At 40.4% G+C, this 23,711-nt stretch carries 15 protein-coding genes; 11 read left to right on the top strand and 4 right to left on the bottom strand.

Annotation, left to right across the window (positions count from 1 at the left end):
- Window positions 1–29 precede the first annotated feature (29 nt).
- Together acs and ACFIKX_RS07390 are read right to left on the bottom strand one after the other, a co-directional pair.
- Window positions 30–1,973, bottom strand: coding sequence for an acetate--CoA ligase (gene acs, locus ACFIKX_RS07395; protein ID WP_375628712.1), 1,944 nt, complete (start codon window positions 1,971–1,973; stop codon window positions 30–32).
- Between the two features lie 1,744 nt (window positions 1,974–3,717).
- Window positions 3,718–4,407, bottom strand: coding sequence for a YggS family pyridoxal phosphate-dependent enzyme (locus tag ACFIKX_RS07390; RefSeq protein ID WP_375628711.1), 690 nt, complete (start codon window positions 4,405–4,407; stop codon window positions 3,718–3,720).
- A gap of 166 nt (window positions 4,408–4,573) precedes the next feature.
- Here ACFIKX_RS07390 and leuS point away from each other — a divergent pair, with 166 nt between their 5' ends.
- Together leuS and lptE are read left to right on the top strand one after the other, a co-directional pair.
- Complete coding sequence (gene leuS, locus ACFIKX_RS07385) at window positions 4,574–7,216, top strand: leucine--tRNA ligase (protein WP_375628709.1); 2,643 nt, start codon at window positions 4,574–4,576, stop codon at window positions 7,214–7,216.
- Window positions 7,203–7,811, top strand: coding sequence for an LPS assembly lipoprotein LptE (gene lptE, locus ACFIKX_RS07380; protein ID WP_375628707.1), 609 nt, complete (start codon window positions 7,203–7,205; stop codon window positions 7,809–7,811). Before leuS ends, lptE begins: the two co-directional genes overlap by 14 nt.
- Here lptE and fsa read toward each other — a convergent pair.
- Entirely contained in the window at window positions 7,808–8,461 is a 654-nt protein-coding gene (fsa, locus tag ACFIKX_RS07375; protein WP_375628706.1) for a fructose-6-phosphate aldolase, read from the bottom strand. The genes lptE and fsa overlap by 4 nt on opposite strands.
- A 1,141-nt stretch (window positions 8,462–9,602) precedes the next feature.
- Between fsa and ACFIKX_RS07370 the strand changes: the two genes are divergently transcribed.
- From ACFIKX_RS07370 to ACFIKX_RS07335, 8 genes are all read left to right on the top strand, one after another.
- Window positions 9,603–11,810 carry a primosomal protein N' gene (locus tag ACFIKX_RS07370; protein ID WP_375628704.1) on the top strand — a complete coding sequence of 736 codons (2,208 nt, stop codon included), beginning with the start codon at window positions 9,603–9,605 and terminating at the stop codon, window positions 11,808–11,810.
- Window positions 11,811–12,822: 1,012 nt separating this feature from the next.
- Entirely contained in the window at window positions 12,823–13,404 is a 582-nt protein-coding gene (gene atpH, locus ACFIKX_RS07365) for an ATP synthase F1 subunit delta (protein ID WP_375628702.1), read from the top strand.
- Complete coding sequence (gene atpA / locus ACFIKX_RS07360) at window positions 13,404–14,939, top strand: F0F1 ATP synthase subunit alpha (RefSeq protein ID WP_375611722.1); 1,536 nt, start codon at window positions 13,404–13,406, stop codon at window positions 14,937–14,939. Before atpH ends, atpA begins: the two co-directional genes overlap by 1 nt.
- Window positions 14,940–14,959: 20 nt before the next feature.
- The gene (locus tag ACFIKX_RS07355) at window positions 14,960–15,871 is read left to right on the top strand and encodes a F0F1 ATP synthase subunit gamma (protein WP_375628700.1); all 912 of its coding nucleotides are present in this window, start codon (window positions 14,960–14,962) and stop codon (window positions 15,869–15,871) included.
- A 19-nt stretch (window positions 15,872–15,890) separates the two neighbouring features.
- The gene (atpD, locus tag ACFIKX_RS07350) at window positions 15,891–17,516 is read left to right on the top strand and encodes a F0F1 ATP synthase subunit beta (protein ID WP_375613176.1); all 1,626 of its coding nucleotides are present in this window, start codon (window positions 15,891–15,893) and stop codon (window positions 17,514–17,516) included.
- A gap of 108 nt (window positions 17,517–17,624) precedes the next feature.
- Window positions 17,625–18,041 carry an ATP synthase F1 subunit epsilon gene (gene atpC / locus ACFIKX_RS07345; protein WP_375628699.1) on the top strand — a complete coding sequence of 139 codons (417 nt, stop codon included), beginning with the start codon at window positions 17,625–17,627 and terminating at the stop codon, window positions 18,039–18,041.
- 23 nt (window positions 18,042–18,064) lie between these two features.
- Window positions 18,065–19,693, top strand: a complete 1,629-nt coding sequence (locus tag ACFIKX_RS07340; RefSeq protein WP_375613177.1) for an MFS transporter — start codon at window positions 18,065–18,067, stop codon at window positions 19,691–19,693.
- Window positions 19,694–19,724: 31 nt separating this feature from the next.
- A complete protein-coding gene (locus ACFIKX_RS07335; protein ID WP_375611727.1) occupies window positions 19,725–20,732 on the top strand; it encodes an HlyD family secretion protein in 1,008 nt (335 codons plus the stop codon).
- A 467-nt stretch (window positions 20,733–21,199) separates the two neighbouring features.
- Here the strand turns inward: ACFIKX_RS07335 and ACFIKX_RS07330 are convergent, their stop codons facing one another.
- Entirely contained in the window at window positions 21,200–21,484 is a 285-nt protein-coding gene (locus ACFIKX_RS07330; RefSeq protein WP_375611728.1) for a hypothetical protein, read from the bottom strand.
- Window positions 21,485–22,334: 850 nt separating this feature from the next.
- On the opposite strand from ACFIKX_RS07330, the gene ispG reads away from it, so the two are divergent.
- Window positions 22,335–23,576: a flavodoxin-dependent (E)-4-hydroxy-3-methylbut-2-enyl-diphosphate synthase gene (gene ispG / locus ACFIKX_RS07325; protein WP_375611729.1), complete on the top strand. Its 1,242-nt coding sequence runs from the start codon at window positions 22,335–22,337 to the stop codon at window positions 23,574–23,576.
- Window positions 23,577–23,711: the final 135 nt, after the last annotated feature.

The raw sequence follows: 23,711 nt of genomic DNA, 5'->3' as shown, positions 1-23,711 counted from the left end.
CCACCGTATGTTGTATTGCGTCGTGTTTTTTAGTTTTGTCGGTTGGCAATCAGATCTTCAACAACTTGCGGTTCGGCAAGGGTTGAAATATCTCCGAGAGTATCAAAATCGTTTTCAGCGATTTTTCGTAAAATACGTCTCATAATTTTTCCTGATCGCGTTTTGGGAAGCTGTGGGGCAAATTGAATTTTATCCAATATGGCAATAGAACCTATTTCTTGTCTTACATGTTTAATAAGCTCTTTTTGTAACTCTTCACTCGGCGCTGTCCCTTCCATTAAGGTGATAAAACTATAAATTCCTTGTCCTTTAATGGGATGCGGGTAACCCACAATGGCTGCTTCTGATACAGCGGGATGAGAAACAAGGGCTGATTCAATTTCAGCAGTTCCTAACCTGTGTCCCGAGACATTGAGAATGTCATCAACCCGCCCTGTAATCCAGTAATAGCCGTCACTATCGCGCCTACAACCATCGCCTGTAAAATATCTTCCTTTATAGGAGGAAAAATAAGTTTGAATAAAGCGCTCATGATCTTTATAAAGCGTGCGCATTTGTCCTGGCCATGAATCACTGATACAAAGATTGCCTTCTGCTTCACCTTCTAAAATATTGCCTTGGGCATCAACAATTTGGGGTTGAACACCAAAAAAAGGACGTGTGGCTGATCCTGCTTTAAGGGGTGTTGCACCGGGCAAGGGCGTGATCATATGCCCTCCTGTTTCCGTTTGCCACCATGTATCGAGAATCGGACAACGGTCATTTCCAATTATATGATAAAACCATTCCCATGCTTCTGGGTTAATAGGTTCTCCTACTGTGCCTAAAAGACGCAACGACGTCCTGTTTGAGTGTTCAACAAATGAATTTCCTGCTCCCATTAAGGCGCGGATAGCTGTTGGTGCGGTATAGAGTGTATTGACTTGATGCTTGTCGACAATTTCCCAGAATCTGCCTTTGTCAGGAAAGGTTGGTGTGCCTTCAAACATTAAAGTGGTCGCACCATTGCATAAAGGTCCATAAACCAAGTAAGAATGACCGGTAATCCACCCAATATCAGCTGTGCACCAGTAAACTTCATTGGGGTGGTAATCAAAAACATATTGGTGAGTCATCGAGGCAAAAACAAGATAGCCTGCTGTGGTATGCAAAACACCTTTAGGTTTGCCGGTGGAGCCTGAAGTATAAAGAATAAAAAGTGGATCTTCAGCATTCATTGGTTCTGGTGGACAAGCTGTTTTGGTATGAGCTATCTCTTCGTGGTACCAAAAATCACGCCCCTCTACCCATTGAATGGGTCCACAAGTCCGCCGTATAACCATGACTTGGTCCACATGCACGTTTTGGCGCGCTGCTATCTCAATAGCATGGTCAACGTTGTCTTTTAAGTTAATCCGTTTGCCGCCACGCAAGCCGTGATCAGCGGTAATCATAAAGGTTGATTCACAGTCAACAAGGCGTCCTGCTATTGCTTCAGCAGAAAAGCCTGCAAAAATAACCGAATGAACAGCACCAATGCGGGCACACGCGAGCATAGCATAGGCTGCTTCGGGAATCATGGGGAGATAAATGGTTACTTTATCGCCTTTCTTAATACCACGACTTTTCAAAAGATTAGCAAAACGACAAACATGTTCATAAAGCTCGTTATAGGTTATTTTTTTATCATGATAGGGGTTATCCCCTTCCCAAATGAGCGCGATTTTGTCTCCATGAGTTTTCAGGTGGCGATCAATGCAATTATAGGCAACATTTGTTATTCCATCTTCGTACCATTGAATCGACACATCTCCGTTAAAAGAAGTGTTTTTTACTTTTGTAAAAGGTTTAAACCATTCAATGCGTTGACCATGTTTTGCCCAGAAGCTTTCTGGATCATTAATGCTTTCTCGATACCATTGTTGATAAGTTTCCTCATCGAGTAAAGTATTTTTTTTGATCTCTTCTGATATTGGATAAATTTTTTCAGTCATGTTTCCCTCTTTTTATTGTTTGGAAAAATCTGCCTCTGTATTTTTGTATGGTTATATTTGTGGCAGAGTTTTCCCAAAAGCTTTTCATTGTGAGGTTAGACTAAATGACAAAGATTAGAATAGTCAATTTTTAAATCTGATACGTTTTTCTTAAAAAGGTATTTTATGCTTTTAGGATATTCAAATATGGCAAAGACTATTGCGGTATAGAGCCTTTTATAAACGCACAAAGGCACTAAAAAATATCATATAAAAAGGGAGATAAAGGTGCTTTATTGATTATCACTTTAAATGTTTTTTATTTTGTATTCCCTTATTTAAAAAAGAATAAGTTTATTAATAATTAATTAAACCAAAATATCAAAAATAATGAAAAGAATTACTGTATATAAATTTTATTTTATAGTTACTTTCCAACTGTAACTACCACTTTTAAAAACCAATAGCATATATAGGGATAAAGACAATGAGAATACAAAACATTCTTACGATTTCATAACAAATATTCATTATAAAAAAATCCTGATTATAAGATGTGATTCACAATAGATATCTCCGAAAACTATTTTATCCACAGATGTAGATATTTAATTTTGGTATATTCTTTCGAATATATTTACAGAATTATTTATCTTCAGAGATATCTTTGTCGCTATATGACCGAATGTGCTGCATGAACCAAAAATATTAATTCTCCTTAATTATCTACATTAAAAGTAGTATCATAATGATACATTTCAAATGGCTATCATGTATTTTATATCATAATAAAAGATAAATTTAAAAAAATAACAATAAAAATAATTTATAAATCATATATATATTATGTATATATGAAATTTTTTCTTAAATAGATAATAATATTACTTATAATATTTTAAAATATAAGAAATTACACCATATTTTTTCTTAATTAAAGTTTAAATTTAGAAAAATTGCGTATATGAAAAGTTGAAGTTTTTCTCTTTGTTTACGAGAACGATAAAGAAATATCGTTATTGGGATCGATCTCATTGCCATTGTTTTGCCTGCATGTATTATGCGCATATGCTTGGGATTAGTTCTTTTATTTTTCAGGCGAATATTGACCGTATTTTATGCTTTGTAGAGCATAGAAAGCCTTTTGCTATTGTTGGACCTTATAGATTGCTATTCATGTTGTTTAACGCGGCTCTTGGTGCTCTATTGGGCATTTGAGATGTTTATTTTGCTCAAGTGACTTACATGAAAGAGTTTTGTTACTGTATTATGCAGCCATAAGCCTCTTTTTGCCTGCTTTACGCCATTGGCATGTGGGAAAATCGTTTACGCCTGTTGGGGAAGTTAAGAGAATTCGTGGTTTTTAATGGAAATCATTGCGATAATCGTATTAAATATTTTTTTGCAATTATTTATTTCGTGACAGTTTTTTTCATTCATGCGCAACGCCCCTCTTATCATTTTGCCTTTATATAAGGATTTATTTTTTATGTTGCTTTTGCTGGAGAGGCGGTCAGAGGGGAGGTGAAGTAGAGCCAATGTGCGAGAATATGAGAGCCAAATTGCAATGCTATCTTAAATCTATTGTACGTGTTGTGGATGTGCCGGTGAGAATTTTGAGAAGACCAGCTTTTTTGCTAGAATTGCTCTTTTATTGATATTGAAGGAAATATTTTTTCTCATTTCTGCTGTTTTTGGCTTGTTCGTAGAATTTTCAATGGGGATTTATATAAGGGGGAATGAATTTATATGAGGGGAAATTGCTTTACACAGGGCGTTTTCCAAATAAAGCAGAGCCAATGCGAAGGACGTTAGAGCCAAACTGTAGAGCGGTTTTGAAGTCACTGGACATACCCATGGAAAGCTTTGAAAGACCTGCTTGTTTTGTTAATTTTGCTAAGAGCGCGAAATAGGGTCCGGGGTTTTCATCGACAGGGGGGATGCTCATAAGACCGATGATATCGAGTCCATAGTTGTTTTTGCATTGAGAAACAAAAGGGATCACTTCTTGCGGAGCAACACCACTTTTTTGCGGTTCTAATCCAATGTTAACCTGAACGTAGCAGGGGAGATGCCTTTTTTGCTTTTCCATTTCTTCAGCTAAGCTTTTGGCTATTTTTTCACGGTCAACCGTTTGGATGACATCAAAAAGTTTTACTGCCTCTGCCGTTTTATTTGATTGTAGGGGACCGATGAGATGGAGTTTAATATTTTCAAATTGTTGACGTAAAGCAGGCCATTTTTGTGCTGCTTCTTGTACGCGGTTTTCTGCAAACAAAGATTGGCCTGCTTGTAAAATGGGGCGTATATCAGCGGCAGAAACAGTTTTTGAAACAGCGATAAGTTCAATTTCTTCTACAGGGCGTTGTAACTCTTGACATGTTTCAGCAATGTCTTTTCGAAGGTTTTGCCATGCTTCAATGGAAGGGGCATCGAGGGGCGTTTGTGTATTCATGTTTTTGTGCTTTACCTTTTTTGTTCAAGAGTTGGTCGTTTTTTTTTAAAGTTTTATAAAATACTTAGGGAAATATTTCACGAAAATGTTGACGATGAGGTTAATCCATGGTCAAGCATAATAAAACAAGTTTTTGGTTCTGTTTTATTAAAAGAGTATAATGGGAATGACAATTGAGCATTATAAGATAGGCGAACGCTATAATCCACGTGCGAGAGAAAAAAAATGGCAAGAAATTTGGGATGAAAAGAAAATTTTTCAGACTCTTCAAGAAGATGCTCGTGAAAAATATTATGTTTTAGAAATGTTTCCTTATCCTTCTGGCCGTATTCACATGGGGCATGTGCGCAATTATGCCATGGGGGATGTGGTTGCACGCTATAAACGCGCCAAGGGGTTTAATGTGCTTCATCCCATGGGGTGGGATGCTTTTGGGATGCCGGCTGAAAATGCCGCTATGCAAAATAAAGTGCACCCTAAAACTTGGACCTATCAAAATATTGCGGTGATGCGTGGGCAATTAAAGCAATTAGGGCTCTCGATAGATTGGACTCGGGAATTTGCGACTTGTGATGAGGAATATTACCACCGACAACAAATGTTGTTCCTTGATTTCTATCAAAAGGGGTTGGTAGCACGTAAAGTGGCTAAGGTGAATTGGGACCCTGTTGATCATACTGTTTTGGCCAATGAACAGGTTGTTGATGGGCGGGGATGGCGTTCTGGTGCGTTGGTGGAACAACGTGAGTTGACCCAGTGGTTTTTCAAAATTAGCGACTTTAGTGAAGATCTCTTGGCAGGGCTTGAAGAGCTGAACCAATGGCCGGAAAAAGTTCGCACCATGCAAAAAAATTGGATTGGAAAATCACAAGGTTTGCTGATTCGTTGGGCTTTAAAGTCGGCGGGTGATGCTGGTGATGTTTGTGAGAAATTTGATGAGGTTGTTTGTTATTCAACGCGTCCTGATACACTGTTTGGTGCCTCCTTTTTGGCTCTGTCTGTTGATCATCCTATTGCACAAGCTTTGGCAAAAAAAGACAAAGCGTTGAGTGCTTTTATTGAAAATTGTCGGTGTGGGGGAACGACAACGGCAGCACTTGAAACAGCTGAAAAACAAGGGTTTCTCACGCCCCTTTTGGCTGTTCATCCTTTCGATTCAACAGTACATATTCCCGTTTATATCGCGAATTTTGTGCTTATGGACTATGGAACAGGGGTTGTTTTTGGTTGTCCAGCTCATGATCAGAGAGATTTCGATTTTGCGCGTAAATATGATCTTCCAATAAAACCGGTGGTTTTACCAAAAGGAGAGCAAGCAGAAGATTTTGTTATTACTGAAACACCTTATACGGGTGATGGGGTGATGATCAATTCCAGTTTTTTGGATGGTTTGACACCCCGACAAGCTTTTGAAGAAGCTGCTAAAAAGCTTGAAAAACAAATGCTCAATGGGCAACCGCAAGGGAAGAAAACAGTGCAATTTCGTTTGCGTGATTGGGGGATTTCACGTCAACGTTATTGGGGGTGTCCTATTCCGATGATCCATTGTACAACTTGTGGGGTTGTTCCTGTTCCACGTGCCAATTTACCGGTTGTGTTGCCTGATGATGTTACTTTTGATCAACCGGGCAATCCTCTTGCACGACATGAAACATGGCAGAATGTTACTTGTCCTTCCTGTGGTCAACCTGCCAAACGCGAAACCGATACCATGGACACATTTGTTGACTCTTCTTGGTATTATGCACGCTTTACGGCTCCTTTTGCGCAGGAACCTGTTGATAAACAAGCAACCGCTGAATGGTTGCCTGTGCAACAATATATTGGTGGAATTGAGCATGCCATTTTGCATCTTCTTTATGCACGCTTTTTTATGCGTGCTATGAAATTGGTCGGTCATGTGACGGTAGATGAGCCTTTTAAGGGGCTTTTTACCCAAGGTATGGTGGTGCATGAAACCTATCGAGATGATAAAGGGTGGGTTTCTCCAGCAGAGATTTCGATTGTTGAAAAAGATGGAAAGCGGTGTGCTTATAAATTAACCGATCAAAGTGAAGTGACGATTGGTTTGATTGAGAAAATGTCAAAATCAAAAAAGAATGTCGTTGATCCTGATGATATTATTGCATCTTATGGCGCTGATACTGTGCGTTGGTTTGTGTTGTCAGATTCTCCTCCCGAGCGGGATGTCATTTGGACAGAATCTGGTGTTGAAGGTGCACATCGCTTTGTACAGCGTGTTTGGCGCCATGTGGCTGTGAGTGCTTCTATTTTAAAGGATGTGGCGCCTTGTGCAGGGCATCAGGGGGCGGCTTTGGAACTCTCAAAGGTCGCACATCGCACGCTCCACGCTGTAGAAGATGATTTGGAAAAATTCGCTTTTAATCGGGCTATTGCACGCCTTTATGAATTCTTGAATATTATGGCGCCGTTGTTAAATAGGATAGAAAGTGTTGACGATGAAATGAAAGCTTCTTTACGTCAAGCTATGGATTTTTTTCTTGCTATGATTGCACCCATGATGCCCCATTTAGCAGAAGAATGTCATGCTGCTTTAGGGGGAAAAAATTTAATATCTGCGCTTGCTTGGCCTATTTATGATCCCACGTTAACCGTTGCGGAATGCTATACTTTGCCAGTACAAATTAATGGTAAAAAACGTGGTGAGGTGAGCGTTGCAGCAACTGCTGATGAGGTGATGATTAAAGAAGCGGTTTTGGCGTTAGATTTTGTAAAGGCGCAGCTGATTGAAAAGCCTGTGAAAAAAATCATTGTTGTTCCACAAAGGATTGTGAATGTCGTTTTTTAGAAGTTCTATTCTTGTCATTTTAGCTGGTGTATTCACACTGTTGTGTGGATGCAAAGTTGAACCGCTTTACCGTCAAGAGTTGCAGAGTGCAATGACAATGGATTCTGCTTCTTATGGGAATCCTGCTTCTGGATACCCTTCTGGACAAGCTTCTTTGGGATTAGCGCAAAAGCTTGCTTCTATTGTTGTGGAAGAACCTTCGGATCGTTTTGGTCAAATGGTGCGCAACCATCTGCTTTTTCTTTTGTATGGAAATGGTGCTAAACCTTCTCTACCTGCTTATCAATTGGCATTACAGATATCCGTCTTTACAAGAGAATCTATGCAGATAGAGGTTGATTTCGAGAAAAAGAGAAAGGGACGACCTTCTGTTGGAACTGTTATGAGCAGAGCTTCTTACACTTTGCAGGATATGAAAAATACTCTTGTTGCAAAAGGAACAGCAATGATGAATGCATCTTTTGAGCGACTTCGTCAAGAATATGCAACGCTGCAAGCAGAAGAAGATGCAAAAAAACGTGTTGCGGAAGAGTTGGCTGAACAGATCTTTTTGTTACTTTCAAAAGATCTTTCCAATAAAAATTCTAGATATTAAGCAATATTTTGTCCTGTTTTTTTCCAGTCGTCGAGGAATATTTGCAACCCTTTGTCGGTGAGAGGGTGTTTGACCAGTGCTTTTAAGATTGCTGGTGGAACTGTTGCAATGTCAGCACCACTGAGTGCTGCTTCTTTGACATGATTAACGGTGCGGATTGAAGCGGCCAAGATTTGTGTTTCAAAGTTATAGTTATCATAAATTGTGCGAATTTCATGAAGCAGTTCACTTCCATCATTTCCACAATCATCAAGTCTACCAATAAAAGGTGAAACGAATGTTGCGCCTGCTTTGGCAGCTAATAAGGCTTGATTGGCAGAAAAACAAAGTGTGAGATTTGTTTTTAGTCCTGCTGCTGTGAGGGCTTTACAGGCTTTTAATCCATCGAGTGTTAAAGGAAGCTTGATACAAATATTGTCGGCAATCTTTGCTAAAACAGCTGCTTCTTTCATCATGCTTTCAAATTCCGTTGCTGCAACTTCAGCAGAAACAGGTCCGCTAACGAGAGCACAAATTTCTTTTGTAACATCAAGAATATTGCGTCCTGATTTTAGGATAAGAGAGGGATTGGTGGTAACACCATCAACAAGGCTTAAATTCTGTAACTCTTGAATTTCTTCAATATTGGCGCTATCCACAAAAAATTTCATCTCTAACCTCTTCTTTTTAGCTTTATCCTATTTTTTGTTATGCGCTATTGTTGACTGCAAAAGCAAGAGAAAGAATTAATATCTGTGTAAAGAACAAGAATGCTATGGTGTTAATCATGTACCCGTTTTCGGTAAAGAAATATGATTTATCGTTTCCACACCCATTTCATAGTGTTACTCGTGATAAGGTATAGAATTCATTGCGTACCAACATTTTTGCGTATTGGCATCTTTGCGTAGCGGTGTTTTTATATTTATGGAAATAAGCTAGTATTATCAAACACTTTGCTCATTTCCTATTTGCGATTGCTCTTGATATTTGAGAGTGCATCATAAGATACCTTCCTTTTTTAGGGGGTATGTTTAACTTTGTTTTTGATGAAAGCGGATGGATTTATTTTGTCGTAAAACACTGTTGAAGAACGCCTGTAAAATTTTACGCATGAAGGGTTTTTTTTATGGTCAATTACATTGATTTATTCTGTGTTCTCCATTCTTCAACAATACGCTTTTGTGCTGCTTGTATTGTTGCTTGATTCTCAATCAAGCTGAAAGATGTATACACGTGTTTTCACGTTTTGGCACAAAGCCAAGGTGAATATTGTAACGGCTCCATTTGCAATATTATTCTCCTTATAATTAAAATCATGGGATACTCTTTCATCACTAAGGATTTACAAATGTTCCTCGATGGGTTTGAAATGAGAAAAATTCATCGTATTGAGTTTTTTTTATTACAATAGGTAATAATGATGATTATATCTTTATAAATCAGTCTGTTGAAGATAAATTGAGATATGAGGCAGTAAAAAATAAAAGTGTGCGTTGGAAAAAAGTCATACTATGGGATCGCTTTGTTGAAGGACGCACTTACGATCTCGTGTTGAATGCTTAATAATGATGCGCTTTATTTGCACAGAAGAATGGTGCTGTTTTTTTGCTATAGAGTTTTTTGTTATAGACGATGATATTGGTCCTTTTATTGGTACTTTGGTGATGGAATGCGTGTTAAAAAGAATTTTTGTTAAAAAAGTGTTGTGATAGGGGGGAAAGATTGAATCCTGCAATGAATTTTATAAGAGTGTTTAAAGATAAGGTGTAGACTTGTTGGTGCTCAATAGGTCGTAGATTGGTTAAAAAGATGAATTCAAACATGATAGAGGAAAAGATTGTATCCGTATTGGTTCCTCTTCCTGTTGCTCACGCTTATAGTTATAAAGTTCCATCTTCTATGGAGGTGAACGTTGGTTCTTTTGTTCGGGTTCCGGTGATGGGGCGTGAGCTTTGCGGTTTTGTTGTGGACGTTGGAGAGCAGACAGCCGATGGGCAAAAGTCTGCTCCTGTGGCGCGTGAAAAATTACGCTCTCTGCTTCATGTTTTTGATTGTCCCCCATTAAAGGCAGAAATGATCACATTTTTGCGTTTTGTTAGTCGCTATACAATGGCACCTTTTGGTCTTGTAGCACGATTGGTTTTGTCGGTACCGGCTGCTTTAGAGCCGGAAGCGCAGATGCTGGGTTTGCGATATTGTGGTGGAAATGTAGAACGTCTTACACCAGCGCGATCACGGATTTTAGAATTGGTGCGTAATGAGAAGATATGGACACGTTCTGGTCTGGCACATGCGGCTGGAACTTCGGTTTCTGTTGTTGAAGGTTTAAAAGCGCTAGGAATTTTTGAAGATGTTAAGGTTCCTGCTCCTGATCTTGTGGCAATGCCTGATCCTGATTTTTGTCCCCCTCAGTTGCAGGGAGCGCAAAATGAAGCAGCAACATTATTGCGGGAAGGTGTTTTATCTTCTCAGTTTCAAGTTTTTTTGCTTGATGGTGTTACCGGATCAGGAAAGACGGAAGTTTATTTTGAAGCGGTCGCTCAAGCTTTCAAAGGGGGCAAGCAGGTTTTAATTTTATTGCCGGAAATTGCTTTAACTCAGCAGTTTTTAGATCGTTTTTATGCACGTTTTGGCGCTGCGGCAGCAGAATGGCATTCTGATCTGACGCCACGTCGTAGAGAACGCGTCTGGCGGCAAGTTGCAGAAGGGCGGGTGCGTGTTGTGGCTGGGGCTCGTTCGGCGCTTTTTCTTCCCTTTCCTAAGCTTGGCTTGATTGTTGTCGATGAAGAACATGATAGCGCTTATAAACAAGAAGAGCGCATTTTTTATCATGCGCGTGATATGGCTGTTGCACGAGGCTCTTTTGAGTGTTTTCCTGTTATTTTATCTTCAGCAACACCGTCGATTGAAAGCCAAGCCAATGTTTTAAAAGGGCGTTATCAAAAGGTGCATTTACCTTCCCGTTTTAAAGAAGTTGCACTTCCACAGTTGCGGGTGGTTGATATGCGCCAAGGAGGAGTGCAAAAGGGGCGCTTTATTTCCTTTGCTCTTGAAAGAGCTTTAAAACAAACGCTTGATAAGGGCGAACAAGCTCTTCTTTTTCTTAATCGTCGTGGTTATGCACCTTTGACTTTATGCCGAATTTGCGGACATCGTTTTCATTGTACTGATTGTTCAAGTTGGTTGGTCGAACATCGTGCGCAAGGGCAACTGAAATGTCATCATTGTGGATATCATGAACCACTTCCTCAAGCCTGTCCTGAATGCGGGACATTAGATCATCTTGTGGCTTGCGGACCGGGTGTGGAAAGAATTGCCGAAGAAACACAAATGCTTTTTCCTCAAGCGCGATCATTGATTCTTTCAACAGATCTCAAAGGAGGGATTGGGCAGTTGCGAAGCGAATTACAAGCCATTGCCAATGGCGATGTGGACATTATTATTGGAACACAGCTGGTCGCTAAAGGACATCATTTTCCCAAGCTCTCTCTGGTTGGTGTTATTGATGCTGATCTTGGTCTTGCCAATGGCGATTTACGCGCAAGTGAACGTACCTATCAGCTGCTTTCTCAAGTTACCGGAAGAGCAGGGCGTGTGGGATTGAAAAGTTTAGGATTATTGCAAACTTATCAACCAGATCATCCGGTCATCAAAGCCTTACTTGCATGCCAGCCAGAAGATTTTTACACACGTGAGATTGCAGCGCGTCAGCATTATCATTTGCCCCCCTATGGGCGGCTTGCCTCTTTGATTGTGTCTGCACAACAGCGCCAAGCAGCAGAACATTATGCGCGCGCATTGCGTCAAGCAGCGCCACGGGAAAAAAATATCTCTGTTATGGGACCAGCAGAAGCGCCTTTGGCTCTGGTTCGGGGGCGTTATCGTTTTCGGCTTTTGCTGCAAGGACAGCGTTCTTTTGATATACAAGGGTTTATACGTGCAATGCTTAGAGGTACACCCAAAATGCCCAGTTCCGTTCGGGTTCAAATTGATATTGATCCGCAAAGTTTTTTCTAAAACCAGTATCGCATAAAGTGAAGGTCTTTTTGCTTAAGGTGCTTTACTTGAACTCTTATATTATTCAGAATAAGCATCCAGGCAGCAAAATATGATATATGTACATTGCATTAAGTAGAGCCACGGGAAAAAATATCTTTGTTATAGAACCAGCAGAAGCGCTTCTCTTCTTCGAGGGCACTATCATTTCGGCTTTCACTTCTTTTTTGTATGAGGGACAGTATCTTTTTGATAGGCGGATTATAAGGGCTGAAAATGTTTAGCTGTACACCCAAAATACCCAATTCTATTCGAGTTTATTGATCTATGCTTTTTCTAAATCAGTGCAATATAGTGCCATATAAAGTGAAGCTATGCGGGCTTAATGAAGGGCGTGATTTTGATAAAAAAATTTGAAAAGAGAGAATTTGTCGATATTTGAAGCTTGTCCGGTATGAAAAATGATATATTATCATTATAAATCAATGTTTTGTATATTTAAAGAGTGTGCTTACAAGAAAATATTACTTGGTGAAATTTTTTAAAAGGAGTGGGTATTTGAAGAAAAAAGAGCAATGTTTTCTTTAATTTTTAGGAGGATATTCATTATTTTTTCTTTCTTATCAGTTTGAAATAATAGACTTTTTCAATCGCAGCTGCATCTCATTAAAGGTCTTGTGGTGATAAAGGGAGTGTTTTTGGGAGAAGAAGTATTTTATTATGGTGGCAAGGGCATTTGAAGAAAAATCAAAGAGAGTGAAAAAATCGCTCAGAGAATGTCAAAAAGAGGCATAAAAAACTGTGATGCCATCCTGTATATCTAAAAAAAATGCTTTTCAAAAATATTTTGAATATTTTATTAAAATTTTTAAAAAGCAGCGATTTGTGGTGTTGCGAGTCGGCTATGTCTATGCTAGAAACCAAGTGATTTTTGTTCTAGGTTTTAAGAAAAAGATTCTTAAGATTGAGAATGTCTGTTTCATTTCATCTGATAACTATCAGAGAGTCGCTCAAGGGAAAGAGGCGGTATTTCGTGTCGGATTCATTTTCTCTCATACCGCTGCCGTTGGTAGATCAACGCTATGCGCAAGCGCTTTTTGATTGCGTTCAAGAAGCCGGAAACGTTGAAAAGGTTGAAAAGGCAGTAGAGGATCTTTTACTTGTTTTGGAGCATAAGGATTTAAAACGCTTTGTGCTTAGTCCATTCTTTTCAGTTAAAGAGCAAATTAAGGTGATGCAATCTGTTTGTGCAAACATCAAATTTGCTGATAAAAACGCAAGGCAGATCATTGGTAATTTTTTACGCGTTATTGCAACAAACCGTAGGCTTAGTGCCGTATTTGGTATTTTACGTGCTTTTCAGCATTGTGTTGCACGCGCTCGTAGGCAGGTTACTGCGCAAATTGTTTCTGCGCGCCCCTTAAGTTCTCAACAAAGACAAGAGTTGTGTGAGGCTTTGGAAGGTGTTGTTGGAGGAAAAGTCTTGCTGCACATCATTGTGGATCCAACAATTCTTGGTGGATTAATCGTTCGTGTGGGGTCGTCTCAAATTGATACGTCTCTTCTCACAAAATTGTCTTCACTTAAGCTTGCATTGAAAAAAGAGGTCAGCTGATGGATATTAGACCATCTGAAATTTCAAAAATTCTAAAAGAGCAAATCAAAAACTTTGACCAAAAGGCTGAGGTTTCAGAAATTGGTTGGGTTCTCTCTGTAGGGGATGGTATTGCTCGCGTTTATGGTTTGGATAATGTCCAAGCAGGGGAAATGGTCGCCTTTCCAAACGGTGTGCGTGGTATGGCACTCAATTTGGAAGTTGATAATGTTGGTGTGGTCATTTTTGGCTCAGATCGTGATATTCGTGAAGGTGATTGTGTAAAGCGGTTAGGTGCTATCGTCGATGTTCCTGTGGGGCCGGCTTTGCTTGGGCGTGTGGTTGATGCGTTGGGAAACCCTATCGATGGTAAGGGGCCCATTAAAGCAACAGAGCGTCGTCGTGTCGATGTTAAGGCTCCTGGAATTATTCCGCGTCAGTCTGTCCATGAACCGATGTCGACCGGATTGAAAGCGATTGACGCACTCATCCCTATTGGACGAGGGCAGCGTGAATTGGTGATTGGTGATCGCCAAACAGGAAAAACAGCAATTTTGCTCGATACATTTTTAAACCAAAAACCTTTTCATGAGACAGGGGCTGGACGAGAGCAAGACAAAGTTTATTGTATTTATGTGGCTATCGGTCAAAAACGTTCGACGGTGGCACAATTCGTTAAAGTTTTAGAAGAACGTGGAGCGCTGGAATATTCTATTATTGTTGCAGCGACCGCTTCTGATCCAGCACCACTGCAATTTATTGCACCTCTTGCTGGGTGTGCTATGGGTGAGTATTTCCGTGATAATGGGCAACATGCTTTGATTGGTTATGATGACTTATCAAAACAGGCGGTGGCGTATCGTCAAATGTCTCTTTTATTGCGTCGTCCTCCAGGTCGTGAAGCTTATCCGGGAGATGTTTTCTATCTGCATTCGCGTCTTTTAGAGCGGGCTGCGAAGTTGAATGCGGAAAATGGATCTGGGTCGTTGACAGCTTTGCCGGTTATTGAAACGCAAGCAAATGATGTTTCTGCCTATATTCCTACAAATGTGATTTCGATTACTGATGGGCAAATTTTTCTAGAGACTAATTTGTTTTATCAAGGAATTCGTCCTGCTGTAAATGTTGGTCTTTCTGTATCGCGTGTTGGTTCTGCTGCACAAATTAAGGCAATGAAGCAAGTTGCTGGCTCGATTAAAGGTGAATTGGCGCAATATCGTGAAATGGCAGCTTTTGCGCAGTTTGGCTCTGATTTGGATGCGTCAACCCAGCGTCTGTTAAATCGGGGTGCGCGTTTGACAGAGCTGTTGAAGCAGCCGCAATTTTCTCCGCTCAAAACAGAAGAACAGGTGGTGGTTATTTTCGCGGGTGTGAATGGCTATCTTGATGCTTTGGCGGTTTCTGATGTTGCGCGGTTTGAGCAGGGACTTTTAGTGCTTTTGCGTAGTGATTATCAAGATCTCTTAAAGGCAATTGCTGAGCAAAAGCAAATAACAGATGAGCTGAAAGATAAGTTGATAACTGTTCTTGATACTTATGCGAAAAATTTCTCGTGATGAATTGATGGAATGCTTGAATGGCTTCACTAAAAGATCTTAGAGACCGTATCGCTTCGGTTAAAGCAACACAAAAGATTACCAAAGCTATGCAAATGGTTGCAGCGGCAAGGTTGCATCGTGCTCAAGAGGCAGCGCAGTCTGCACGCCCTTATGCGAAGAGAATGGCTGATATTTTGACCAGTGTTGCTGCTGATGTAGATGGTGTTGATGCGCCTACTCTTATGCGTGGTACGGGGCGCGATGATGTACATCTTTTGGTGGTGTGTACTGCTGAGCGCGGTTTGTGTGGTGCTTTTAACGTGCAAATTGCTCGTCGTGCACGTGAACAGATTAAGGCATTGTTGGCGGCTGATAAAATAGTAAAAATTATCACTGTGGGTAAAAAAGGCGCGGATATTTTATCGCGTGATTACAAAGGCTTGATAATTGATCATATCGATTTGCATGCTGTAAAGCGAATTGGTTTTGCAGAAGCAGTGATGATTAGTCAACGGATTGTTGATTTATTCAATGAAGGCGCTTTCGATGTTTGTACGCTGTTTTATTCTGAATTTGTTTCCGTAATTAATCAGCGTCCAACAGCTTTGGATTTGATTCCAATGGTTGCTCCAAAAGCAGCTGTTGGGGCAATAGATATTGTGGAGCAAACCGATCATAACAAAGGTTCACAATCGATTGTTTATGAATATGAACCTGATGCTGCGTCTCTTTTAGAGGCCCTTGTACCACGTAATCTTTCGGTGCAAATCTTTCGGGCTTTGCTAGAAAATGTTGCTGGTGAAATGGGCGCTAAGATGACAGCTATGGATAATGCATCGCGCAATGCGGGTGAAATGATTAGTAAATTGACGGTGGCTTATAATCGTCAACGTCAAGCACAGATTACGACAGAATTGATCGAAATTATTGCGGGCGCTGAAGCGCTTTAAATGGAGAAGGTAAGGATTGATGGTAAAAGCAGTAACCTCAAGCAAAGGAACAGAAAAAGGTGAAAAAAAGAAACCAGCTGCTCGTTCCAGCGTGAAAAAAGCCGCTTCGAAATCTCAAGTGGATGTAAAGGCTTCCTCTGTACCTGCGCGTGATGCAGCTAAAGATACACCTGTAAAAAAAGATACATCCGCAAAAAAAGAAGAGCATGCAAAAGGCGCTGTTGGTGAAATCAAGCAGATTATTGGTGCTGTCGTTGATGTGCAATTTGAAGGTGAATTGCCAAAAATTCTCAACGCTTTGGAAACAGAGAATTTAGGCAATCGCTTGGTATTAGAAGTTGCGCAGCATTTGGGTGAAAATACCGTACGTACGATTGCTATGGATACGACTGATGGTTTGATGCGGGGCCAAAAGGTTGTGGATACAGGCACACAAATTAGCGTTCCTGTAGGAGAAGCAACGTTGGGACGTATTATGAATGTGATTGGGGAACCGGTGGATAATGTGGGACCAATCGCTTCAACCAAAACACGTTCTATTCACCAAGAGGCACCTGAATATGTTGAACAATCGACTGTTTCGGAAATTCTCGTAACCGGTATTAAAGTCGTGGATTTGTTAGCCCCTTATTCTAAAGGGGGTAAAATTGGCTTGTTTGGTGGTGCTGGTGTTGGAAAAACCGTTCTCATTATGGAGCTTATAAACAATATTGCAAAGGCACATGGTGGCTATTCTGTATTTGCTGGTGTGGGAGAACGTACACGTGAAGGAAATGATCTTTATTATGAAATGATCGAAAGCCGCGTGAATGTGAATCCAAAAGAGAATAATGGTTCAACGGAAGGGTCAAAGTGTGCCCTTGTTTACGGGCAAATGAATGAACCACCAGGAGCGCGTGCGCGTGTGGCTCTTTCAGGATTGACAATTGCAGAAAGTTTCCGTGATGAAGGACAAGATGTTCTCTTCTTTGTGGATAATATTTTCCGTTTCACGCAAGCAGGAGCTGAGGTATCTGCTCTTTTAGGGCGTATTCCTTCTGCTGTTGGGTATCAGCCGACTTTGGCAACGGATATGGGGGCGTTGCAAGAACGTATTACCAGTACAAAAACAGGCTCTATTACTTCCGTTCAGGCAATTTATGTTCCGGCAGATGACTTGACGGATCCGGCGCCGGCAGCGTCTTTTGCTCATTTGGATGCAACAACTGTTCTTTCGCGCTCTATTGCGGAAAAGGGGATTTATCCAGCGGTTGATCCGCTTGACTCTTTCTCGCGTATGTTGGATCCATTGATTGTGGGGGAAGAGCATTACACGGTTGCTTGTCAAGTGCAAACCATTTTACAACGTTATAGAGCGCTTCAGGATATTATTGCTATTCTTGGAATGGATGAACTTTCTGAAGATGACAAATTGCTGGTGGGGCGGGCACGTAAAATTGAACGTTTCCTTTCGCAACCTTTCCATGTTGCGGAAGCCTTTACTGGTTCGCCGGGGAAACTCGTTCCTTTGGAAGAGACAATCAAAGGCTTTAAGGGGCTTTGTGCTGGCGATTACGATGATTTACCAGAAGCTGCTTTTTATATGGTTGGTTCGATTGATGAAGCACTTGAAAAAGGAAAGCGTCTCATGGCAGAGGCTTCTTAGTAAGAAGCTTCTTATTCAAGAGAAAACTGTCATGGGTATTTTTCGTTAAAAAGGACGAGTCGTTGGAGAAAACGGAGAGTCCTTATATCGGGTATTGTGGAGACTTTTGTGGAAAACAATAGAGAAGAGCATTTTTTATTTGAGCTTGTATCACCTGAAAAAATTGTGTTTTCAGAGCAGGTCGTGTCTGTTGTTCTTCCTTCAGCCTCAGGTTATTTGACAGTTATGGCGCATCATGCGCCATTGGTGGCAAGTATTGTGTTGGGCAGTGTTCGTGTTCGCACCTCTGTGGGTGAAAAATTATTTGTTGTATGTGGGGGCGTTGCAAATATTAACTTTTCAGGCTGCTCTTTATTGGTAGAGCACGTTGTGGCTGTAGAGAATCTTTCTTTTGATGTATTAGAACAGCAGATTTTGCAGATTCAAGCGACGTTAGAAGGAGGGACAAGTGATGAGGACAATCATAAAATAGAGGCTTTTTTCCAGCAGTTGTCAGCTGATGGTGCTGTGTTGATAGAAGCGTAGCAGAGTATACAGGAAAAGATGACATGAGCGGAAAAAAGAGTACGGTTGTGTCTGCTAAAAGGAGTGCAAAACCTTTTCCTCATCCTGGTCGTGTCTTTGCGGGACCTTTGCCAAAGTGCTTTGTTTATATTTTTGCTTCTCTTATTTTGCAATGGGCTTATGGTTTAGGGGCTAATATTGTTCAGTCTAACATTGTCCATCTTACGGGTGATTTTCATGCAACTTTGGCCGAGACGACATGGCTGGTAGCGGCTTATATGGCGCCAAATGTGAGTGTAGCGATTATGTTGATCAAAATCCGCTATCAATTTGGGCTGCGCGCTTTTGCTGAATTATCAATTCTTGGCTTTGTTTTGGTTTGCGTGTTGCAGCTCTTTGTTACGGATTTGCGTTCTGCATTGATTATTCGCTTTTTTGCTGGGATTGCTGCTGCTCCTTTGGCTTCGCTTGCGCTGCTTTATATGATGGAGGCTTTTGCTCCAGCAAAGAAGTTTACTGTTGGTCTTAGTTTGAATTATATGAATGCGGCTTTAGCGGCACCTTTATCACGTTTGATTTCTCCTGATTTGCTGGAAAATGGTGGTTTTTCCAGTCTTTCCGCTCTGGAAATGGGGTTGGTTCTTATCAGCTTGGTCTGTATCTATACTTTGCCTCTTACTCCTGTTGTGCGTAGTAAGGTTATTCAAAAATTAGATTGGATAAGCTATGGTTTGATTGCTCTTGGTCTTGGATTAAATGCTGTGATCATGTCTGTTGGCATATTGTATTGGTGGTATGAAGCACCATGGATTGGTTGGGGGCTCGCACTTGCTATTTTCTCGTTGGCTATTGCTATTATTATTGAGCTTAATAGAGAAAAACCGTTGATTGATCTCCGTTGGATTTTCAGTAAAGAAATGGTCCAATCTGTTTTTATTTTATTTATTTTTCATGTTTTTTTATTGGAGCGGTCAAATTTGCCCGTAGGGTTTTTTAATCTTTTTGGTTTGCTCAATCGTGAGATGGCGCCCATGTATCTTGCGGTGACATTAGGGATTCTGTTAGGGGGGGCTGTTTGTGTCTTTTTTTTACGGGCGGGGCGTGAGGATTATTTTTATTTGTTGTCTTTGGGTTGTTTGGCGTTAGGAGCTTATTTAGATAGTCATGTAAACCATTTAACGCGCCCACAAGATATGATGTTGAGCCAAGGGTTGGTGAGTTTTAGTTATGCACTTTTTTTGCCTCCTGCTCTTTTCAAAGGGTTTGTGATCGCTGGTGAGCGAGGACCGCGTTACGTTTTAAGTTTTATTGCTGTTTTTTTGCTAACGCAAGTGACAGGGGGATTGATGGGGTCGGCTTTTTTTGGCAGCCTTCAGTTTTATTTTGCCCATAAGAACTTTGAGTCCTTAACACAAAATATTATTATTACTGATCCGCTTATTTCTGGTGAGATGAATACTTTATTTTCGCCTTCTTATGGTGTTTCTGTTCCCAATGGCTTGAGAAGTGAGCAGGGTACTTCTATGTTGATAGAGAAATTTAAGTTAACAGCAAATATTTTTGCTTATGATGACGTTTTTCGGCTTTATTTTTATATTTCAATGGTTGTATTCGTTATTTTTCTTGCCACAATGATTGTTAAGTCATGCTCTTTGCGTGCATTAGAAAAGTAGAGTAATGTCATAAAAAGAGGGGTGCAAAAAAATGATAAAAAAATTACGGTCAAAAGCTACGATTGTTGCATTCCTATCGGGCATTACGGGTGTTTTGCTGATTTTGTGGGCTTGGAGGCTTCCTCCTTTTGTGAGTAACATTCAAATAACGGATAATGCTTCTATTAAGGGCAATGTTACTCTGGTTAGTTCACAGATCTCTGGGGTAATCGCACGGATTTATGTGCAAGATTATCAACGCGTTGAAAAGGGAATGCTGCTTTTTGAGCTCGATGATTCTCTTTTTCGGCAGCAGCTTGCACGGGCACAGGCTGTTCTCGATTCAAAAAATGCAAAACTGGCAAGTATTGAATTACAAGCACAACTTTTGCAGGGCGAAATTAATACAGCAGAGGTGGAATTGGCGCGTTCACGAGCATTTTCCAATGTTGTTCCAGATAGTAAAAAGTTAGGTTTTGGTGATGCGGCAAGTTCTGTTTCTCGTCCTCTTTCACAACTCTTGACAGCTCTCGAAACAAAACGCCAATTGCAAAAACAATTGGATCTTGAACGGCAAAGTTTACAGTCAGAAATTGCGGGAGCGAAGGTGAGTGTTGAGTTGGCAAAACTTAATCTCGATCACACAAAGATTTTATCTCCTCGAACAGGCTATATTGGATTAGTTGGAGCGCGGGTAGGGCAATATGTTATGCCGGGGACACAATTGGTCTCTGTTATTTCTGATGATATTTGGATTATTGCTAATTATAAGGAAACGCAACTTTCTCAGATGCGTGTGGGACAACCGGTTGTTTTTTCTGTTGATGCATTGAACAACAAAAAGTTAACAGGGCGTGTGGTTCGTTTTGCACCTGCTACAGGCTCAGAATTTTCATTGTTAAAAACGGATACGACAATTGGTAATTTTATCAAAATTGCGCAACGTATTTCAGTACGGATTGCTTTAGATCCTGGGCAGGAAGGGATTGAAAAACTCATTCCTGGCATGTCCGTGGTTACCTATGTAGATACTTCGCAGCGAGTCGATTCTGGAGGATGAAATTTTGGGTTTTTTCAGTTTAATTTTTGCGTCATTTACTTATAGCAAGTGGTTGTTTACATTGGAAGATTTCGTTTGGTTTGCTATACTACATGTTTTAAAGCTCTTAGGCTTCTTATACTTTTATGTCATGATGTAAAATAATGTTCCTTAGAATATTAAAGCGCATGCATCTTTACTCACTTCCATTTCTTTTGAACTAACTCAGTAGGGGGGGGAGTATTGGAAGCTTTGCCTGTGGTTTTGCACAACACTGTCCTTTGAGGTGTGGTGTCACCGCATGTTTGGAAGATGGGGGTAGGGGGAAGCCAGATAAAAAATTGGATTATAGACTGGGGCGGATGGGAAACTTATCCTTTTGGGTGAGGGCGTAAAGTTAGGAGGAAGACGTAAAGTTTATATTTTGTAAACCATAAAAATGCCCGTTTTAAGGCGGGCATTAAAAGGGAAGGTTATTGGTTGTGTTATTAATTTTTACGGATCAGTAAGAAGCTTACTAAAACGACTCCTGCTGCTAATGCGAGGGTTTTTTTAGGATTTTCTTTCGCTTTTTTCTTTAATTCTGTAGCATGTTCGTTGAGGTGATAAAGTGCGTGACGGCCTTTTTGTTTCCATGTGTTAAACAGCTCAGAAATATTTTCAAAGCTATCATTTTGAAAACTCCAATGATTTACGGGGACCAGCTCTCTTTTTAATTGTGCTATACGTTTTTTAATTTTAGCATTTTTTCTATGGGGTGAAAATAGACACATTTATTGACTCCTTCATGTGTTAAATTGTTGTGTGACAGTTGGGATGGTGTTTGGGGTTTTGCTATAACGGCTTGAACATTGAAAGGTTGCATTGATAATGCCGCGCGTGGGTGAGATGAGAATTAAAAGTTTGGGTTTAATGAGGCATTTCTTAATGTACTTGAGTTCATTTCGTGATGGTGTTTGTTAAGGATGTAAGGTAAAAATTTTTACAAAATGGTGTAAGATTCATTCATAAAGATGGTGGGCGATGTCTTCATTTTTTTGTTTGTTTAAAGTGTTGGGATAGCTTTTGGCACTTGAAATAGTTTATAAGGAGTTTTTATCTATCTATTCTCTTGTGGCTGTAGGGAGTGGTATTGATTGATTCAATTAAGAAGATTTAAAATGAGGAAATCTTACGATATTTGGGGTTGCTATTCAAATTTGTAAAAAATAGATTATTATAAATCAATATGTTGGATTAATTTGGCGATGTCTTTCATGCATTTTTAAAAATTGCGCTTTGATAGGCGTTATCTGTTGTGTTGTAAAACATTGTTTTGTGGTGACGTTGATTAAGGTATCGGCATGCAACTTAAAAATACAGTATTGTCTCTGTTTTGTTTCAGTTTCTTTTTGAAGCAACCAAGTGTAGAAGTATAAACTTGAACAGAAGTAGTAGAACTTATCCGGTGCGTCTATAGAATGAATCTACCTATGAATTGTATTGCATCAGTGTTAGTAGGTAGAACCTTTTGAGAGCAATCTGTTAAGATTGGTGGGCGGTGTAATTTTCGTCCTTTGAAGCGCGGAGGAAGTCAATGTAAATAATGATTGATAGCGCAGGTTTTAAAAATTTGAGGACTTGATGAGTACGACCTATTTTTTATCTAAACCACTTGAGCGTCGTCGATCTGTTGGTGTTGTTGTTGGTGATGTGATTATTGGGGGGCAGAGCCCGATAGTTGTACAGTCAATGACTAATACAGATACCGCTGATGTTGATGCAACTGTTTCTCAAGTAGCTGCTCTTTGGCAAGCTGGTTCACAATTGGTTCGAATTACTGTTGATCGCGATGAAGCGGCGGCGGCTGTACCAAAAATACGGGAGCGATTGGAGAGGTTAGGATTTTTTATCCCATTGGTGGGGGATTTTCATTATATTGGTCATAAGCTTTTATCTGAGCATCCTGCGTGTGCTGAGGCGCTTGCAAAATATCGCATCAATCCTGGAAATGTTGGTTTTGGCGCAAAAAAAGATCGTCAATTTGCAGAAATTATAGAGATTGCTTGTCGGTATCATAAACCTATTCGCATTGGCGTGAATTGGGGCTCTCTTGATAATGCGTTGTTAACACGGCTTATGAATGAAAATGCACAGCAAGAAAATCCTTTATCGGTTGCTGAAGTGATGCGGGAAACTGTTGTTCAGTCGGCTTTGCTTTCGGCTGCTTTAGCAGAAGAGTTAGGATTGGGGCGTGATAAAATTATTCTTTCTGCTAAAGTGAGTGATGTCCAAGATCTTATTGCTGTTTATACCACCTTGGCGGCGCGTTGTGATTATGCTCTTCATTTGGGATTAACGGAAGCTGGGATGGGAACAAAGGGCATTGTTGCTTCTTCGGTGGCTTTGGGTATTTTATTACAGCAAGGGATTGGTGATACGATACGAATTTCCTTAACACCAAAACCTGGTGGTGATCGGACACGAGAAGTAAAGGTGGGGCAAGAACTTTTGCAAGTGATGGGGTTTCGGCAATTTTTGCCTGTTGTTGCGGCTTGTCCTGGTTGTGGGCGCACAACCTCAACGGTCTTTCAACAATTGGCACAAAAAATTGAAGCAGATTTATACAAAAATATGCCTGTTTGGCGTGAAAAATACCCTGGCGTTGAAAGCTTGAAGGTTGCTGTGATGGGATGTATCGTCAATGGACCGGGGGAGTCAAAGCATGCGGATATTGGAATCTCTTTGCCTGGAGTGGGGGAAAGTCCTGCGGCACCTGTTTTTATTGAGGGACAAAAGGTAAAAATTTTACGGGGTGATCACATTGCTGAAGAATTTGAAGCGCTTTTGAGTGATTATATTCATACACGCTTTGGGCAAGGTTGAGGTAAAAATCGCATAAGGTTGAAGTAAAAAGGGTGTGTCGTTTTTTTTTAAACAAGCTGTCTTCAATGTGAAGATGGTGCTGTTGTATGCTGCTTTAGCTATGGTCAATACTGTTGTTGGTTGCTTATTATTTTA

It is taken from the genome of Bartonella sp. CM86QHHN, from assembly GCF_042194695.1.
Lineage (GTDB): Bacteria > Pseudomonadota > Alphaproteobacteria > Rhizobiales > Rhizobiaceae > Bartonella.
The sequence above is the reverse complement of the archived record's forward strand: the minus strand, read 5'-3'. Positions and strand labels throughout refer to the sequence as shown.

What these genes read in the sequence shown, in the direction of transcription:
- atpA (WP_375611722.1), top strand. Translation starts at nt 13,404, where the DNA reads ATGGATATTAGACCATCTGAAATTTCAAAAATTCTAAAAGAGCAAATC.
- ACFIKX_RS07335 (WP_375611727.1), top strand. Translation starts at nt 19,725, where the DNA reads ATGATAAAAAAATTACGGTCAAAAGCTACGATTGTTGCATTCCTATCG.
- atpD (WP_375613176.1), top strand. Translation starts at nt 15,891, where the DNA reads ATGGTAAAAGCAGTAACCTCAAGCAAAGGAACAGAAAAAGGTGAAAAA.
- ACFIKX_RS07390 (WP_375628711.1), bottom strand. Translation starts at nt 4,407, where the DNA reads ATGAATACACAAACGCCCCTCGATGCCCCTTCCATTGAAGCATGGCAA.
- fsa (WP_375628706.1), bottom strand. Translation starts at nt 8,461, where the DNA reads ATGAAATTTTTTGTGGATAGCGCCAATATTGAAGAAATTCAAGAGTTA.
- leuS (WP_375628709.1), top strand. Translation starts at nt 4,574, where the DNA reads ATGACAATTGAGCATTATAAGATAGGCGAACGCTATAATCCACGTGCG.
- ACFIKX_RS07370 (WP_375628704.1), top strand. Translation starts at nt 9,603, where the DNA reads ATGAATTCAAACATGATAGAGGAAAAGATTGTATCCGTATTGGTTCCT.
- lptE (WP_375628707.1), top strand. Translation starts at nt 7,203, where the DNA reads ATGTCGTTTTTTAGAAGTTCTATTCTTGTCATTTTAGCTGGTGTATTC.
- ACFIKX_RS07355 (WP_375628700.1), top strand. Translation starts at nt 14,960, where the DNA reads ATGGCTTCACTAAAAGATCTTAGAGACCGTATCGCTTCGGTTAAAGCA.
- ACFIKX_RS07340 (WP_375613177.1), top strand. Translation starts at nt 18,065, where the DNA reads ATGAGCGGAAAAAAGAGTACGGTTGTGTCTGCTAAAAGGAGTGCAAAA.
- ACFIKX_RS07330 (WP_375611728.1), bottom strand. Translation starts at nt 21,484, where the DNA reads ATGTGTCTATTTTCACCCCATAGAAAAAATGCTAAAATTAAAAAACGT.
- acs (WP_375628712.1), bottom strand. Translation starts at nt 1,973, where the DNA reads ATGACTGAAAAAATTTATCCAATATCAGAAGAGATCAAAAAAAATACT.
- ispG (WP_375611729.1), top strand. Translation starts at nt 22,335, where the DNA reads ATGAGTACGACCTATTTTTTATCTAAACCACTTGAGCGTCGTCGATCT.